Source organism: Rhodococcoides kyotonense (assembly GCF_900188125.1).
Classification (GTDB): domain Bacteria; phylum Actinomycetota; class Actinomycetes; order Mycobacteriales; family Mycobacteriaceae; genus Rhodococcoides; species Rhodococcoides kyotonense.
Window position 1 is genome coordinate 554,655 of the sequence record NZ_FZOW01000001.1, and the last position, 15,803, is coordinate 570,457.

Consider the following 15,803-nt stretch of genomic DNA (forward strand, 5'->3'; position numbering starts at 1 on the left):
CCGCACCGCCTTTGCGACAGCACGACCTCGGATACGCGTCAGGGCCCCGACATCGAATGTCGGGGCCCTGACGCGTGTTTCGGTACTGCTGTCGTATCGGTACTGCTGTCGTTTCAGGTACGGCAGTACCGAAAGACGTTACTTACGTGCCGTGCGCTTGGCCGGAGCCTTCTTGGCAGCGGTCTTCTTGGCTGCGGTCTTGGCCGGAGCCTTCTTCGCTGCAGCCGTGGTCTTCTTGGCTGCGGTCTTGGCCGGAGCCTTTTTCGCTGCAGCCGTGGTCTTCTTGGCTGCGGTCTTGGCCGGAGCCTTCTTCGCTGCAGCCGTGGTCTTCTTGGCGGCCGTAGCAGTCTTCGCGGGTGCTGCCTTCTTGGCGACGGTCTTACGAGCCGTCGTCTTCGCGGGAGCTGCCTTCTTGGCCGCGGTGGTCTTGCGGGCGGTCGTCTTGACTGCAGCCTTCTTCGCAGCGGTCTTCTTCGCTGCAGCAGTCTTCTTGGCCGGCGCAGCAGCCGATCCACGCTTGACGGCGGGGCCGGAAGCGGGCAGCTTCTGGCCGCCGGCGATGACTGCCTTGAACTGAGCACCCGGGCGGAAAGCCGGAACATTGGTCGGCTTCACGCGAACGGTCTCGCCGGTGCGGGGGTTGCGCGCGACGCGGGCCGCACGACGACGCTGCTCGAAGACACCGAATCCGGTGATGGTGACGCTCTCGCCACGGTGGACTGCACGCACGATGGTGTCGACGATGTTCTCGACAGCCTCTGTGGCGCTCCGCCTGTCAGACCCCAACTTCTCGGTCAGGGCGTCGATCAGCTCTGCCTTGTTCATGGATTTCCTCCGCAATATTGTGGCCCATCGTCGGACCGACTACTACAACGGTAAACCCCAAGACGTCAAGAGTCTATGCGCCACGCCAATTCTCATCGGGCGTGGCGGAATGTTTTACCGCCGCAACGTGTGTCGGAGGCCGAATTCTCTACCCTTCGGACGGGGCCTCGGTGCGCTCCGGAAGCGTCGCAGGTTTCCATGAAGGCCTTGACTTTTCGTACTCCGCAATGGCGTCTACCTGGCGTAACGTCAACCCGATGTCGTCGAGACCCTCCAGCAGACGCCACCTCGTGTAGTCGTCAATGGCAAAGCGCACCACCAAGGTTCCAACTGTGACGGTCTTCTCTTCCAGATCGACGAGAATTTCCAGACCCGGCTGCTGTTCGAGTGCCTTCCAGATCAATTCGACGTCGCTCTGCTCCACTTCTGCGGCGAGCAGACCGGCCTTTCCGGCGTTGCCGCGGAAGATGTCGGCGAAGCGAGAGGCGATCACGACGCGAAAACCGAAGTCCGAGAGCGCCCACACGGCGTGCTCTCGCGACGAGCCGGTTCCGAAGTCCGGTCCTGCCACCAGAACCGAGCCCTTGTCGTACGGACTGTTGTTGAGAATGAAATCAGGATCGTTGCGCCACGCTGCGAACAGACCGTCCTCGAAACCCGTGCGCGTCACGCGCTTCAGATAAACGGCAGGGATGATCTGATCGGTGTCGACGTTCGAACGACGCAGCGGTACACCGATTCCTTTATGGCTGGTAAAGGCTTCCATCGAAAATTCTCCTACGTTTGACGAAAATTGGTGCAGGTTCGAGGCAGATCAGACGAGATCGGACGGCGACGACAGAGTGCCTCGCACAGCCGTCGCGGCCGCCACCAACGGTGAAACCAGATGGGTACGGCTCCCTTTCCCTTGCCGCCCTTCGAAGTTTCGGTTCGACGTCGACGCCGAGCGCTCCCCGACCGCCAACTGATCGGGGTTCATGCCGAGACACATCGAACACCCCGCCTGTCGCCATTCCGCACCGGCAGCGGTGAAGATCTCTCCCAGACCTTCCTTTTCGGCCTGCGCCCGAACGCGCATCGAGCCCGGCACGATCAGCATCCGGACGCTGTCGGCCACCTTGCGACCGTCGAGAATCTCGGCGACGGCACGCAGATCCTCGATGCGCCCGTTGGTGCACGATCCGACGAAAACGGTGTCCACCGGAACCTCGCGCAACGGTGTCCCGGCCTCGAGACCCATGTACTGAAGGGCCTTTTCGGCAGCGAGCTTCTCGCTCTCGTCGACCATCTCTTCCGGATTCGGCACGCGGTCACCGAGCGGCGCACCCTGTCCCGGGTTGGTTCCCCACGTGACGAACGGCGTCAAAGTCGACGCGTCGATGTGGACTTCGTTGTCGAAGACGGCACCGTCGTCGGTCTTCAGCTGATCCCACGCGATCACCGCGTCGTCCCAGTCTCGCCCCTGAGGCGCGTGAGGCCGTCCCTTGATGTACTCGTAGGTGATCTCGTCGGGCGCGATCATGCCTGCGCGCGCGCCTGCCTCGATCGACATGTTGCAGATGGTCATTCGAGCTTCCATCGACATCTTCCTGATGGCCTCGCCGCGATACTCGAGAACGTAACCCTGGCCGCCACCCGTGCCGATCTTCGCGATGACAGCGAGGATGAGATCCTTGCTCGTCACGCCAGGAGCCAATTCACCGTCGACGGTGATGGCCATCGTCTTGAACGGACGCAACGACAACGTCTGTGTCGCCATCACGTGTTCGACTTCGCTGGTTCCGATGCCCATCGCGATCGCACCGAAAGCGCCGTGCGTCGACGTGTGGCTGTCTCCGCAGACGACCGTCATTCCAGGCTGAGTCAGCCCCAGCTGAGGTCCGATGATGTGAACGATCCCCTGATCCAGATTCCCCATGGGATGCAGTCGAACTCCGAACTCCTCGCAGTTCTTCCGCAACGTGTCCACCTGAGTCCGTGACACGACATCCGCGATGGGCGCGAAGATGTCCGTGGTCGGAACGTTGTGATCCTCGGTGGCGATCGTGAGATCCGGTCGACGCAGCTTCCGGTCGGCGAGACGAAGGCCGTCGAACGCCTGCGGGCTGGTGACCTCGTGCACGAGATGCAGATCGATGAAGATCAAATCGGGCTCACGCGAGGCGCCTTCGCCTCCGCCACGTACGACGACGTGCTGATCCCACACCTTCTCCGCCAGTGTGCGTGCTGTTCCGGCCATCGTTACCACCAATCTCTACTTCGCAGTGTCGCGCCGGTGGGCTACGGGCCGGCCCACGTCGCGTTGTTCGTCGACCTGCGTTCGCAGTGCGCACACTGTGCGAACTCACGATGTCGGTGTGAATTCACGATGTGCGTTCCCACTATGCGAGACGCTAGTATCGACCTATGAGACAGCATAGCGGCATCGGAGTTCTGGACAAAGCTATGGGCGTTCTGTACGCGGTAGCCGAAGAACCCTGCACGCTCAGCGATCTCTGCGAACGCACCGGACTGCCTCGGGCCACCGCCCACCGTCTCGCCGTCGGGCTCGAGATTCACCGTCTCGTCACCCGAGATGCCAACGGCCTGTGGCGTCCCGGGCCCGGACTCGCCGAGCTTGCCGCCACCGCGTCCGACACATTGCTGGACGCGGCGGCATCCGTCCTCCCACGCCTCCGCGAGATCACCGGCGAAAGCGTCCAGATCTATCGACGCGAGGGATCGGTTCGCGTGTGTGTCGCAGCGATGGAACCCCCGACGGGACTTCGCGACACAGTTCTCGTCGGAGCGCGTCTTCCGATGACGGCCGGTTCGGGAGCGAAGGTTCTCCTCGCATGGGCAGACCCTCAAACCCAGCGATCGATCCTCCCCGAAGCCGAGTTCGGCGAACGAGTTCTGGCCGAAGTCCGTCGGCGAGGATGGGCGCAGAGCGCAGGCGAACGTGAACCGGGAGTGGCGTCGGTCGCCGCACCCATACGCGATGCTGTCGGCAATGTTATTGCGGCAGTGTCGGTTTCGGGTCCGATAGATCGAATCGGACGACGCCCCGGCGCCCGCTGGGCGGCCGACCTCCTTGCCGCCGCGGAGGCGATACACAAGCGGTTGTGACCGGTCGGGTGTTGTTTCCCGGAACCGAGATACCGAGTAGTTCCTTCTGATAGAAGTGTTGTCGTGGGCATGAATCAACGAGCGCAGATCACGATGACCGACGCCGAGACGGCGGAATTCCTCGAACGCAGTCGCGTCGCGACGCTGGCCACGATCGGCCGCGACGGCGTACCCCATCTCGTCGCGATGTGGTTCGGGCTTCTGGACGGCGAGATCTGGTTCGAGACGAAGGCGAAGTCGCAGAAGGCAGTCAACATTCGCCGCGATCGACGAATAACGGTCCTCGTGGAGGACGGCCACACCTACGACACACTCCGAGGTGTGTCGATCGATGGCCACGCCGAGATCGTCGACGGCCCGGACGCAGCGATGAACGTCGGTATCAGCGTCTGGGAGCGATACACCGGACCGTACTCGGACGACCTTCGACCGATGGTCGAGCAGATGATGCACAAGCGAATCGCGGTTCGCGTCGTCGTCGATCGAATTCGATCCTGGGATCACCGGAAATTGGGACTCCCGGAGATTCCGCTCGGAGGTTCGACTGCGCAGTATCTGTGATCTTCGAAAATGAGGTGAGCGCGCCGCACGGTGTGGAGTACGTTCGGACACAGTCGACGCCCTAGGAGTGAACATGACCCAGTCCGACAACGAGGATCTGAAGAAGAAGTTCCGCGAAGCGCTGGACAAGAAGAATCACAAGTCCGTCACGGCAACCGACCACAAGGACGGCGGCCCCAAGGTGAGCAACGCTCACGGTCCGGCCGATCACCAGAAGATGTTTCGACGCAAGAGCGTGTAGTCGGTACGCCGCGCGCGGCATACCGGTTGTCTCCACCGACACGCAGAAAACCCTCCCACCGCGAACGGTGGGAGGGTTTTCTTTCTCTTGTAGCCCCGACGGGATTCGAACCCGCGCTACCGCCTTGAGAGGGCGGCGTCCTAGGCCGCTAGACGACGGGGCCAGGAACTTTGTCGAACTTCCAGTTACACTCCGCTAACCACTCGCTGAGTGCTTAGCTAGCTTAACCGGCTCGCGCTCGGCAGCCAAATCGCTGCTTGACGCTTGCTGGGGTACCAGGACTCGAACCTAGAATGGCGGTACCAGAAACCGCTGTGTTGCCAATTACACCATACCCCAATGACCTTCTCGAACTGCTCGGTCAGCGTCTCCGCTGCCCTCTGCACCTCGTTTCGAGCCGTGATAGAGATTAGCAGGGGTCACCCACATTTCTCCAAATCGCCAGCTCAACGCCCTTGTTTCGAGTTCGATGCAGCTTCCACCACCCCTACGAACCGCTCGAGTAGGCCTGCAGGAGACTCGACGAGTGAGCAGCACGAGGGCCAGGCCGGTGAAGATCGTCGTCGCACCGACCGAACGCGGCGGAGTTCTGGTGCCGATCGACGACGACGGGACTGCACGTCCCGTCGTCGACTGCGCGGACCTCGCGAAGTCGATGGGCCAGATCGAGGCGGATCTGCAGCCGCGCTGGATCTGGGAATCCACCGCGCGCACCTATCCGCGGCTACTGGTATCCGGTGTGCGAGTTCAGCGCTGCCACGACCTGACCCTCACCGAGGCGATCCTCGCGATGCGACGCGGGGAATCGTCGGCCGTCGTCGAGGAGCCCGACGACCGCCCCGGATTGTTCGACACCTTCGACCATCCGTCGCCCGAGTCGCTCCTCGACCGGTATCGTGCCCACGCCGACGTGATCGACGAATCGCCGGCTCTGCGGCTTCTGATCGCCGCCGAATCGGCCGGGGCGCTCGCCGCGGCAGAGATGAGTTTCGACGGCCTTCCGTTCTCGGCAGCGCACCACCGCGCTCACCTGGAGGAGACACTCGGTCCGCGCCCGCCGGACGGGTCGCTGCCCCGGTCGATGATCGAACTCGAGATCGCCGTTGGTGACGCGTTCGGCCGCCGCGTCAATCCCGCTTCTCCGGCCGAAGTCGTGGCCGCGTTCGGCCGGGACGACATCGTCGTCGAATCGACTCGTGCTCATGTACTGCGGAAGATCGATCACCCCGCGGTGCCGCTGATCCTGCGGTATCGGGATCTGGCGAAGCTGTTCAGCACCAACGGATGGGCATGGACCGACACATGGGTGCGGGACGACAGATTTCGTCCTGTCTACGTTCCAGGCGGAGTCGTCTCGGGTCGGTGGGCGAGCCGCGGAGGCGGGGCGCTACAGATTCCGAAGGCATTGCGTCACAGCGTGATCGCCGATCCAGGCCACATGCTGGTGATTGCCGACGCCGGCCAGTTGGAACCGAGGATTCTGGCGGCCATGTCCCGCGATCGACGGATGATGGACGCCGCCGGTAGCGACGATCTCTACGCTCTCGTCGCCGGAGCGGCGTTCGGCGGCGACCGCGCCAAGGCGAAAGTCGCGATACTGGGCGTTCTCTACGGTGCGACGTCCGGTGACGCGCGGGCGTTGCTGGCACTGCTTCGCCGACGGTTCCCGGATGCGGTCGACTACGTCGAACGGGCCGCACGGGCGGGTGAGCGCGGCGAGACGGTCCATTCGTGGCTGGGACGAGCCTGCCCTCCTCCCCCGCCGGAATGGTGGTCACACGGCGATGCACACGCGCGCGGACGGTTCACTCGTAATTTCGTCGTTCAAGCGACTGCATCGGAGTGGGCTTTGTCGATGCTCGCGGAGTTGCGACGACGCCTGTCGGCCCGTCCGGGAACTGGTGAGCTGGTGTTCTTCCAGCACGACGAGGTCGTCGTGCACACTCGCGAACCCGAGACAGCGCGAGCACTCGTGCTCGATTCGGCGCTCGCTGCGACGCGACTGTTGTTCGGCGACACCGTTGTTCGATTTCCGATGGACATCGCCGTGCGCGAACGCTACGCGGACCCGGACTGACCGCCCGAGCCTTGGCCGTCGAAGGTGACGTCGATCTCCTCGAATGCTTTGCTGCGCTGAGCTTCCGCCTGGCCGGTGTAGGTCAGACGATCGCCTTCCGTCAGTTCGACGTCGTCGGTGAACGGAGTCAACAACGAACGGGGATAGAGCTTGTCGACGCGGACGACGTTGATCTCCACGGCGATCACGACCAACACCGCAGCGACGTACATGAACGCGAGCAGTCCGAGCACGACCGCGAACACGCCGTTGATGATCGACGCTCGGCTGACGACGTACTTGATGTAGACCCCGCCGAACGTCTGTAGCAGCTGCCAGATCACTCCTGCCGCAACGGCACCCGGCAGAACATCTCCGATGGAGAGCGGCCTCGCGGTGGCGAGCCGGAACGCGGTGCCGAACACGACGATGTTCAGCACGACGACGGCTGCGAGGACGACGGTTCCGCTGATCCGGCCGAAGTATCCAGCGGAACTGATGACGTTGACGGCGGTGATTCCCAGAACCGCGACACCGACGGTGCTGAGCAACGCGAGTCCACGAATTCGGGCGCGAATCGGATCGGGCCGAAGATTCTTCGGAACGGACCACGCGGTGTTCATCGCATTCTGGAATGCCACTGCGACGCCGAGACCGCCGTACAGCGACCCCAGAACACCCACGACGAGACCCAGCGTTCCGCCGCCGATCTGTGCGGGTTCGCCCACATCCTCGCCGACGATCGGGATCTGGTTCAGCGCCGAGTCCAGAATCTGCTGCTGCAGTTCGGGATTACCCGCCAGAACGATGCCCAGGATCGTCGATCCCAGCAACAACAGTGGGAACAACGACACGAACGCGTAGTAGGCGATCAGGGCGGCCAGATAGCCGCCCTGATCGTCGACGAACTTGTAGATCACGGCAAGCGGAAAACCGACCACCGGATGTCTGCGTTGAAACCCGTCCAGCCGATCCGCTGCGCTCACCGATTCGCCATTCGTGGAATCAGCCCACGAGGGCGCGAGCGGCGCCGAGCCGAGCAAGGGTCTTCTCGCGACCGAGGAGTTCCATCGACTCGTACAGCGGCGGGCTGATGTGCGACCCCGTCAGAGCGACACGTACCGGCGCGAACGCCTTGCGGGGCTTCAGCTCCAGCCCGTCGATCAGAGCCGACTTCAGCGACTCCTCGAGTTCGGCGGTCTTCCATTCCGGCAGCGCAGTCAGCGCGGCGATCGTGGCGTCGAGCACCGGCGCGGCGTCGGCGCCGAGGTTCTTCGACGCGGCAGCCGGGTCGATCTCGAAGTCGTCGTCGGCGACGTACAGGAACTTCAGCAGACCCCAGGCATCGGACAGAACGACGATGCGTGTCTGGACGAGGTCCGCTGCGACCGCGAACTGCGCTTCGTCGATGTCCGCCGGAAGGTGGCCGTGCTCGGTCAGGAACACACGAAGCCGCGAGCAGAAGTCGGACGGTTCGAGCAGACGAATGTGCTCGGCGTTGATGGCGTCGGCCTTCTTCTGGTCGAAGCGAGCCGGATTGGAGTTGACCTTGCCGATGTCGAACGCCGCGACCATCTCGTCCAGCGAGAACACGTCGTGATCATCGGAGATACCCCAACCCAGCAGCGCCAGATAGTTCAGCAACCCCTCCGGCACGAACCCGCGGTCGCGGTGAATGAACAGATTCGACTCGGGATCACGCTTGGACAGCTTCTTGTTTCCCTGCCCCATCACGAAGGGCAGGTGGCCGAATTCCGGAGTCCGCTCGGCAACGCCGATTCGAACCAGCGCCTCGTACAGGGCGAGCTGCCGCGGCGTCGACGACAGAAGATCCTCGCCGCGAAGCACGTGCGTGATGTTCATCAATGCGTCGTCGACCGGATTGACCAACGTGTACAGCGGGATTCCGTTGCCACGCGTCAGCGCGAAGTCCGGCACGGTGCCCGCCTTGAACGTGGTCTCGCCGCGAACGAGGTCGTTCCATGTGAGGTCGTGATTCGGCATGCGCAGTCGCACAACGGGTTTACGACCCTCGTCGAGGAATGCCTGCTTCTGATCCGGGGTGAGGTCGCGGTCGAAGTTGTCGTACCCGAGTTTCGGGTCACGACCGGCAGCCTTGTGCCGGGCCTCGACTTCCTCGGGCGTGGAGAAGCTTTCGTACGCCTCCCCCGCCTCCAGAAGCTTCGCGACGACCTCCAGGTGCTGGTCGCGTCGAAGCGACTGTCGGTACGGCTCGTACGGGCCACCGACCTCGGGGCCCTCGTCCCACGTCAATCCGAGCCACCGCAGCGCGTCGAGCAACGCGGCGTAGGACTCTTCCGAGTCCCGTGCGGCGTCGGTGTCTTCGATACGGAAGACGAACGAACCACCGTGATGGCGGGCGTATGCCCAGTTGAACAGCGCGGTGCGGATGAGACCGACGTGGGGCGTGCCCGTCGGCGAAGGGCAGAATCGGACTCGTACTTCGGTGGAGGTCATTCTCTCGCTCACGTTCGAGGGCTGTAGTGAAGTTCTAGTTCTTGGCTGCGACAGGGTTCGTCAACGTTCCGATGCCCTCGACGGTGATGGACACCGACTGCCCGGCGACGATCGGGCCGACGCCTTCGGGAGTTCCGGTCAGGATGACGTCACCCGGCAGCAGTGTCATGACGGTCGAGATCCATTCGATGATCTTCGGAATGTCGTGCAGAAGGAGCGACGTGCGGCTGCGCTGCTTGATCTCACCGTCGACCTCGGTCTTGATCTCGACGTCCGACGCGTCGAGCGAGGTCTCGATCCAGGGACCCAACGGGCAGAACGAGTCGTGCCCCTTCGCCCTGGTCCACTGGCCGTCGGCGCGCTGGTGATCACGGGCGGAGACGTCGTTCGCGACGGTGTATCCGAGAATCACGTCGAGCGCCTTCGACGCGGGCACGTCCTTGCACGGGCGTCCGATGACGACGGCGAGCTCGCCTTCGTAGTGCACCTCGTTCGACGTCGGCGGCAGGACGATCGGCGCGCCGGGACCCACGATGGACGTGTTGGGCTTGATGAAGATGACCGGGGACTCGGGCGCTTCGCCGCCCATCTCGGCGGCGTGCGCCGCATAGTTCTTTCCGATGGCGATCACCTTGCTCGCGAGAATCGGTGCCAGCAGGCGAACGTCGGCGAGCGGCCACTGTCGGCCCGTGAACGTCGGTGTGCCGAAGGGATGTTCGGCGATCTCCTTCGCAACCTGCGCATCACCTTCCCCCTCGATACTCACGAAAGCCACACCGTCAGGACTTGCAATTCGACCCAGTCGCATGTGGAAAGTCTATCGACCCACGTTTGCGTCGCGTCCGGCCCGTCGACGGACGTGGCACCGGCATCGGTGTAGAGTCTGGGCGAACGTTCACATTACAGGATTGAATGTCCACATAGTGAGATCGTTACCGAGTGAAATGGAGCGCGGACCGTGACCACGACCGAACGGCAGCACCACACGAGCAGCGCACGGAAGTGGCTCATGCTCGCACTCGGCATGCTCGCGCAGACCGCAGGTGCCGTCTTCATCAACGGCGCAGCGTTTCTCATCCCCGCTCTGCACGACGACCGTGGACTCACACTGGCAGCAGCAGGCCTGCTCGTCGCCATGCCGACCGTCGGCATCATGCTCACGCTGATCGCATGGGGTGTGCTCGTCGACCGCATCGGCGAGCGGCTCGTATTGGCAATCGGACTTGCTCTGACTGCAATCGCCAGTGTCGCAGCGTTTTTCAGCACGTCGTTCGTTCTGCTCGGATTGTGCCTGCTTTTCGGAGGTATGGCGGCAGCAAGCGCCAACAGCGCCAGCGGACGTGTCGTCGTCGGGTGGTTTCCGCCGGCTCGTCGCGGTCTCGCGATGGGTATCCGTCAGATGTCGGTGCCGCTCGGTGTCGCCATCGCGGCACTGACGATTCCGCCGATCGCGCGTGATCACGGCGTCGCTGCAGCGCTTCTCGTCCCTGCCGCGATCTGCGCGCTCGGGGCGCTCCTGTGCCTCGGCGTCGTCGATCCCCCACGGCCCGATCGAGCAGCAGCCGAGCAACAGGGACTGCTGGCCAACCCGTACCGGGCGAGCAGTCAACTGTGGCGAATCCACTCGACGTCGATTCTGCTGGTCGTCCCGCAATACGTGGTGTGGACCTACGCCCTCGTGTGGCTGATGTCCGACCGCGGCTGGTCCGCAGCGTCTGCGGGCATCCTCGTCACGCTGACCCAGATCCTGGGCGCATTGGGGCGGATGGGCGTCGGTGCACTGTCCGACCGAGTCGGCAGCCGAATGCGGCCACTGCGCTGGGTCGCCGTCTCGACCGCGGTCACCATGGTGGTCCTGGCCGTCACGGACTGGATGGACTCCCCCGTCTCGATCGCCGTGATGGTCGTCGCGTCCGTCGTGACCGTCGCGCCCAACGGGCTCGCGTTCACCGCCGTCGCCGAGTACTCCGGGCCGTATTGGAGCGGGCGTTCCCTCGGCGTCCAGAACACCGGCCAGTACATCGCAGCGTCGCTCGTGCCCCCGGCCTTCGGCGCTCTCGCGGCAGTCAGCTTCCCTGTCGCGTTCCTGGTGTCGTCGATCTTCCCGGCCCTGTCGGTCCCCGTGATCCCCGCGGACCACGAGTCGAAGGACTGACGACCGGGGTTCCCTGTGCCGGAACGAATGTCACACCCGGTCACTCAGAGTGAGCGAGGGCCTCATTCGGTCACCCGGCCCACCAACCCGGACAGACCGAAGGCCTCATTCAGTCACTCAGAGTGAGCGAGGGCGACATTCGGTCACCCGGCCCACCAACCCAGACAGACCGAAGGCCTCATTCAGTCACTCAGAGTGAGCGAGGGCGACATTCGGTCACCCGACCCACCAACCCCAGACAGACCGAAGGCCTCATTCAGTCACTCAGAGTGAACGAGGGCGACATTCGGTCACCCGACCCACCAACCCGGACAGACCGAAGGCCTCATTCAATCACTCAGAGTGAGCGAAGGCGACATTCGGTCACCCGACCCACCAACCCCAGACAGACCGAAGGCCTCATTCAGTCACTCAGAGTGAACGAGGGCGACATTCGGTCACCCGACCCACCCAACCCGGACAGACCGAAGGCCTCATTCAATCACTTCAAGTGACCGAATGAGGCCTTCGCTCCGAAACCGGAGCTCCGTAAACCAGAGCCCCAAAAAAAACTACAGCTCCGACGCGATACGTTCGCCGATGGCCGACGTCGACGCCGGAGCCGACCCGCGCGACGCGAGGTCGGCAGCCACCGCAGCTTCGACGCGCTCGGAGTTCACCGTGTCCCCGAGGTGCGCGAGGAGCAGCGAGACCGACAGGATTGCTGCCGTCGGGTCTGCTTTGCCCTGGCCTGCGATGTCGGGCGCACTGCCGTGCACGGGCTCGAACATCGACGGGTTGGTGCCCGTCGCATCGATGTTTCCGCTGGCAGCGAGACCGATTCCACCGCTGACCGCGGCGGACAGGTCGGTCACGATGTCACCGAACAGGTTGTCGGTGACGATGACGTCGAATCGACCGGGGTCGGTGACGAGGTGGATCATCGCTGCGTCGATGTGCTGGTACGCCACCTCGACGTCGGGAAATTCCTTCGATACTTCCTCGACCGTGCGAGCCCACAGGCTTCCGGCGAAGGTGAGCACGTTGGTCTTGTGCAGCAATGTGAGGTGCTTCCGACGCCCGAGCGCGCGGGCGAACCCGTCACGCACGACGCGTTCGACGCCGTAGCGGGTGTTGACGCTGACCTCGGTTGCCACCTCGTGCGGCGTGCCGACGCGCAGCGCACCGCCGTTGCCCGTGTACGGGCCTTCGGTGCCCTCGCGAACCACGACGACGTCGATGTCCTTGTTGCCGTCGAGCGGACCGACGACCCCTGGGTACAGCTTGGCCGGACGCAGGTTGATGTGGTGGTCCAGCTCGAACCGTGCACGCAGCAGCAGTCCACGCTCGAGCACGCCGCTCGGAACCGACGGGTCTCCGATGGCACCCAGCAGGATTGCGTCGTGGCCACGGATCTCGTCGAGGACGGAGTCCGGGAGAAGCTCGCCGGTCGCGTTGTAACGTCGGGCACCGAGGTCGTACTCGGTCTTCTCGACTCCAGGGACGACGACGTCGAGCACCTTCAGTGCCTGGTCGACGACCTCGGGGCCGATTCCATCTCCAGCGATGACGGCGAGCTTCATTGACTCCTCGTTCTGTTCGAGCGGTCTGGTACGGATATCAGGACAGATCCACGAGTTCGATGGTCGACGCACCGACCGCCGTGGCGATGCCGGCGCTGACCTCGGCCGGAACGTCCTTGTTCACGCGGAGCAGGATCGTCGCGCCGTCGCCCTCGGAGTCCTGGCTGAGTGCTGCTGCCTGGATGTCGATTCCGGCGTCGCCGAGCAGCGTGCCGATGCGTCCGAGGCTGCCGGGCTGATCGCCGTAGTTGACGATGAGGTTCTTGCCCTCGGCGCGCAGATCGAAGTTGCGTCCGTTGATGTTGACGATCTTCTCGACCCGCTTGGTGCCGGTCAGGGTGCCCGCGACGTTGAGCACGGATCCGTCGCCGTAGACGGCGCGGATGTCGACGACGCTGCGGTGGTTCTCGCTCTCCGGCGCGGTGGTCACCTCGGCGGTGACGCCACGCTCCTCGGCGAGCGACGGGGCGTTGACGAACGTGACCGCATCCTCGATGACGGCGGAGAACAGTCCACGCAGTGCAGACAGCTTGAGGATCTCGACGTCCTCGGCTGCGAGCTCACCGCGCACGTCGACCGACAGCGATGCCGGAAGCTCGTCGGACAGCGCGCCGAGCAGGACACCCTGCTTGCGGACGATGTCGAGCCACGGCGAGACCTCCTCGCCGACTGCGCCACCCTTGACGTTCACCGCGTCGGGGACGAATTCGCCTGCGAGAGCGAGCAATACGGACTTGGCGACGTCGGTGCCCGCGCGGTCCTGAGCTTCGGTGGTCGACGCGCCGAGGTGCGGGGTGACGACGACCTGAGGCAGTTCGAACAGCGGGCTGTCGGTGCAAGGCTCGGACGCGTACACGTCGATGCCTGCGGCGAAGACGTGACCGCTGGTGATGGCGTCGGCGAGCGCCTGCTCGTCGACGAGTCCACCGCGGGCAGCGTTGACGACGATGACACCGGGCTTGGTCTTGGCGAGTGCTTCCTTGCCGATGATGCCCTTGGTCTCGGGCGTCTTCGGGAGGTGGACCGAGAACATGTCCGCGCGAGTCAGCAGTTCGTCGAGGCTGACGAGTTCGATGCCGAGCTGCGCGGCGCGCGCTGCGGACACGTAGGGGTCGTACGCGATGACGTGCGTCTCGAATGCTGCGAGGCGTGCTGCGAACAGCTGGCCGATGCGGCCGAGGCCGACGACGCCGACGGTCTTGCCGAAGATCTCGACGCCGTTGAACTTGCTGCGCTTCCACTCGTGGTCGCGCAGGGTCTTGTCGGCGGCGGGGATCTGGCGAGCGGCCGAGAGCAGCAGTGTCACAGCGTGCTCGGCGGCCGTGTGGATGTTGGATGTCGGCGCGTTGACGACGAGAACGCCGCGCTCGGTGGCTGCGGGAACGTCGACGTTGTCGAGGCCGACGCCTGCGCGCGCGACGATCTTCAGCTTGGTGCCTGCAGCGAGTACCTCGGCGTCGACCGTCGTCGCGGAGCGCACGAGGATCGCGTCGGCCTCGGGGACCGCGGCCAGCAGGGCGGGGCGATCCGGGCCGTCGACCCAACGAACCTCGACGCCGTCACCGAGGGCCTCGACGGTGGACTGCGCAAGTTTGTCGGCGATCAGAACGACAGGACGGCCTGGCTGGCTCACGTGAAGAACTCCCTATATCGGTCGAGGTGACAAGTGCGGTCGTGCGGAAACAGTTTAGATGCCGAGGTGAAGCTGTTGGGGTTCACCCTCACAGCACGAGCGAAGGGCACCCTCGCGGATGCCCTTCGTTCGTCTACTGCAGGATCAAGCCGTCTCGGTGATCGGACGATCGACCCAGCTCATCAGGTCGCGCAGCTTCTTGCCGGTGACCTCGATGGGGTGCTCGGCGTTGGCCTTGCGCAGGCCTTCGAGCTCGGTGTTGCCGTTCTCGACGTTGGCGACGAGGCGACGGGTGAACTCGCCGGACTGGATGTCGGCCAGAATCGCCTTCATGCGCTCCTTGGTGTCGGCGTCGATGACGCGCGGGCCGGAGAGGTAGCCACCGAACTCCGCGGTGTCGGACACCGAGTAGTTCATGCGGGCGATGCCACCCTCGTACATGAGGTCGACGATGAGCTTGAGCTCGTGCAGCACCTCGAAATACGCCATCTCGGGCGCGTAGCCGGCCTCGACCATGACCTCGAAGCCGATCTTGACGAGCTCTTCGGTTCCACCACAGAGAACGGCCTGCTCACCGAACAGGTCGGTCTCGGTCTCTTCCTTGAACGTGGTCTTGATGACGCCGGCGCGCGTGCCGCCGATGCCCTTGGCCCACGACAGTGCGAGAGCCTGGCCCTCACCCTTCGGGTCCTGGTCGATGGCGATGAGCGCGGGAACGCCCTTGCCGTCGACGAACTGGCGACGCACGAGGTGGCCGGGGCCCTTCGGGGCGACCATGCCGACCGTGACGCCGGCCGGAGCCTTGATCAGGTCGAAGTGGATGTTGAGTCCGTGTCCGAAGAACAGCGCGTCGCCGTCCTTCAGGTTCGGCTCGATCTCTTCCTTGAAGATCGACGCCTGAGCGGTGTCCGGTGCGAGCACCATGATCACGTCTGCCCACGCGGAAACCTCGGCCGGAGTTCCGACGGTCAGTCCCTGCTCCTCGGCCTTGGCGCGAGACTTCGAGCCTTCCTTCAGGCCGATCCGGACGTCGACGCCCGAGTCGCGCAGGCTCAGCGAGTGCGCGTGGCCCTGGCTTCCGTAGCCGATGACGGCGACCTTGCGGCCCTGGATGATCGACAGATCAGCATCGTCGTCGTAGAACATCTCGACTGCCACTGGTTATTACCTTTCCTCTTGGGTTT

The 15,803-nt window shown here is 64.1% G+C and carries 14 protein-coding genes and 2 tRNA genes; 5 read left to right on the top strand and 11 right to left on the bottom strand.

The genetic code is table 11. The features are described 5' to 3' along the window. Positions 1-138 precede the first annotated feature (138 nt). The 3 genes from CHB96_RS02550 to leuC form a co-directional block, all read right to left on the bottom strand. Positions 139-825: an HU family DNA-binding protein gene (locus CHB96_RS02550; RefSeq protein WP_089242942.1), complete on the bottom strand. Its 687-nt coding sequence runs from the start codon at positions 823-825 to the stop codon at positions 139-141. Between the two features lie 148 nt (positions 826-973). Beyond that, positions 974-1,591, bottom strand: a complete 618-nt coding sequence (gene leuD, locus CHB96_RS02555; RefSeq protein ID WP_089242943.1) for a 3-isopropylmalate dehydratase small subunit — start codon at positions 1,589-1,591, stop codon at positions 974-976. 48 nt (positions 1,592-1,639) lie between these two features. Beyond that, positions 1,640-3,064 carry a 3-isopropylmalate dehydratase large subunit gene (gene leuC, locus CHB96_RS02560; RefSeq protein WP_089242944.1) on the bottom strand — a complete coding sequence of 475 codons (1,425 nt, stop codon included), beginning with the start codon at positions 3,062-3,064 and terminating at the stop codon, positions 1,640-1,642. Positions 3,065-3,231: 167 nt separating this feature from the next. Here leuC and CHB96_RS02565 point away from each other — a divergent pair, with 167 nt between their 5' ends. The 3 genes from CHB96_RS02565 (at position 3,232) to CHB96_RS29555 (ending at position 4,735) form a co-directional block, all read left to right on the top strand. Further along, the gene (locus tag CHB96_RS02565; RefSeq protein ID WP_089242945.1) at positions 3,232-3,933 is read left to right on the top strand and encodes an IclR family transcriptional regulator; all 702 of its coding nucleotides are present in this window, start codon (positions 3,232-3,234) and stop codon (positions 3,931-3,933) included. 63 nt (positions 3,934-3,996) lie between these two features. Next, positions 3,997-4,494, top strand: a complete 498-nt coding sequence (locus CHB96_RS02570) for a pyridoxamine 5'-phosphate oxidase family protein (protein ID WP_089242946.1) — start codon at positions 3,997-3,999, stop codon at positions 4,492-4,494. Between the two features lie 73 nt (positions 4,495-4,567). Beyond that, positions 4,568-4,735: a DUF5302 domain-containing protein gene (locus CHB96_RS29555; protein WP_176444084.1), complete on the top strand. Its 168-nt coding sequence runs from the start codon at positions 4,568-4,570 to the stop codon at positions 4,733-4,735. 90 nt (positions 4,736-4,825) lie between these two features. Here the strand turns inward: CHB96_RS29555 and CHB96_RS02575 are convergent. After that, a tRNA-Glu gene (locus CHB96_RS02575) sits at positions 4,826-4,898 on the bottom strand. A gap of 104 nt (positions 4,899-5,002) precedes the next feature. Beyond that, a tRNA-Gln gene (locus tag CHB96_RS02580) sits at positions 5,003-5,074 on the bottom strand. 130 nt (positions 5,075-5,204) lie between these two features. Here CHB96_RS02580 and CHB96_RS02585 point away from each other — a divergent pair. Next, positions 5,205-6,812: a bifunctional 3'-5' exonuclease/DNA polymerase gene (locus CHB96_RS02585; RefSeq protein WP_089242947.1), complete on the top strand. Its 1,608-nt coding sequence runs from the start codon at positions 5,205-5,207 to the stop codon at positions 6,810-6,812. Here the strand turns inward: CHB96_RS02585 and CHB96_RS02590 are convergent. From CHB96_RS02590 to CHB96_RS02600, 3 genes are read right to left on the bottom strand one after another with little or no spacing between them, the layout of a single operon-like run. Then, positions 6,794-7,777 (bottom strand): YihY/virulence factor BrkB family protein, encoded by a 984-nt coding sequence (locus CHB96_RS02590; RefSeq protein ID WP_176444085.1) that lies wholly within the window; start codon positions 7,775-7,777, stop codon positions 6,794-6,796. The two genes, CHB96_RS02585 and CHB96_RS02590, sit on opposite strands and share 19 nt — an antisense overlap. A gap of 19 nt (positions 7,778-7,796) precedes the next feature. Next, entirely contained in the window at positions 7,797-9,269 is a 1,473-nt protein-coding gene (gene gltX / locus CHB96_RS02595) for a glutamate--tRNA ligase (RefSeq protein ID WP_089242948.1), read from the bottom strand. Positions 9,270-9,303: 34 nt separating this feature from the next. Then, positions 9,304-10,077: a fumarylacetoacetate hydrolase family protein gene (locus tag CHB96_RS02600; RefSeq protein WP_089242949.1), complete on the bottom strand. Its 774-nt coding sequence runs from the start codon at positions 10,075-10,077 to the stop codon at positions 9,304-9,306. 201 nt (positions 10,078-10,278) lie between these two features. Between CHB96_RS02600 and CHB96_RS02605 the strand changes: the two genes are divergently transcribed. Next, positions 10,279-11,424 (top strand): MFS transporter, encoded by a 1,146-nt coding sequence (locus CHB96_RS02605; RefSeq protein ID WP_176444113.1) that lies wholly within the window; start codon positions 10,279-10,281, stop codon positions 11,422-11,424. 551 nt (positions 11,425-11,975) lie between these two features. Here CHB96_RS02605 and CHB96_RS02610 read toward each other — a convergent pair. From CHB96_RS02610 to ilvC, 3 genes are all read right to left on the bottom strand, one after another. Continuing rightward, positions 11,976-12,986 (bottom strand): 3-isopropylmalate dehydrogenase, encoded by a 1,011-nt coding sequence (locus tag CHB96_RS02610; protein WP_089242951.1) that lies wholly within the window; start codon positions 12,984-12,986, stop codon positions 11,976-11,978. Between the two features lie 37 nt (positions 12,987-13,023). Then, a complete protein-coding gene (serA, locus tag CHB96_RS02615; RefSeq protein ID WP_089242952.1) occupies positions 13,024-14,619 on the bottom strand; it encodes a phosphoglycerate dehydrogenase in 1,596 nt (531 codons plus the stop codon). 144 nt (positions 14,620-14,763) lie between these two features. Beyond that, positions 14,764-15,765: a ketol-acid reductoisomerase gene (gene ilvC, locus CHB96_RS02620; protein ID WP_176444114.1), complete on the bottom strand. Its 1,002-nt coding sequence runs from the start codon at positions 15,763-15,765 to the stop codon at positions 14,764-14,766. Between the last annotated feature and the right edge of the window lie 38 nt (positions 15,766-15,803).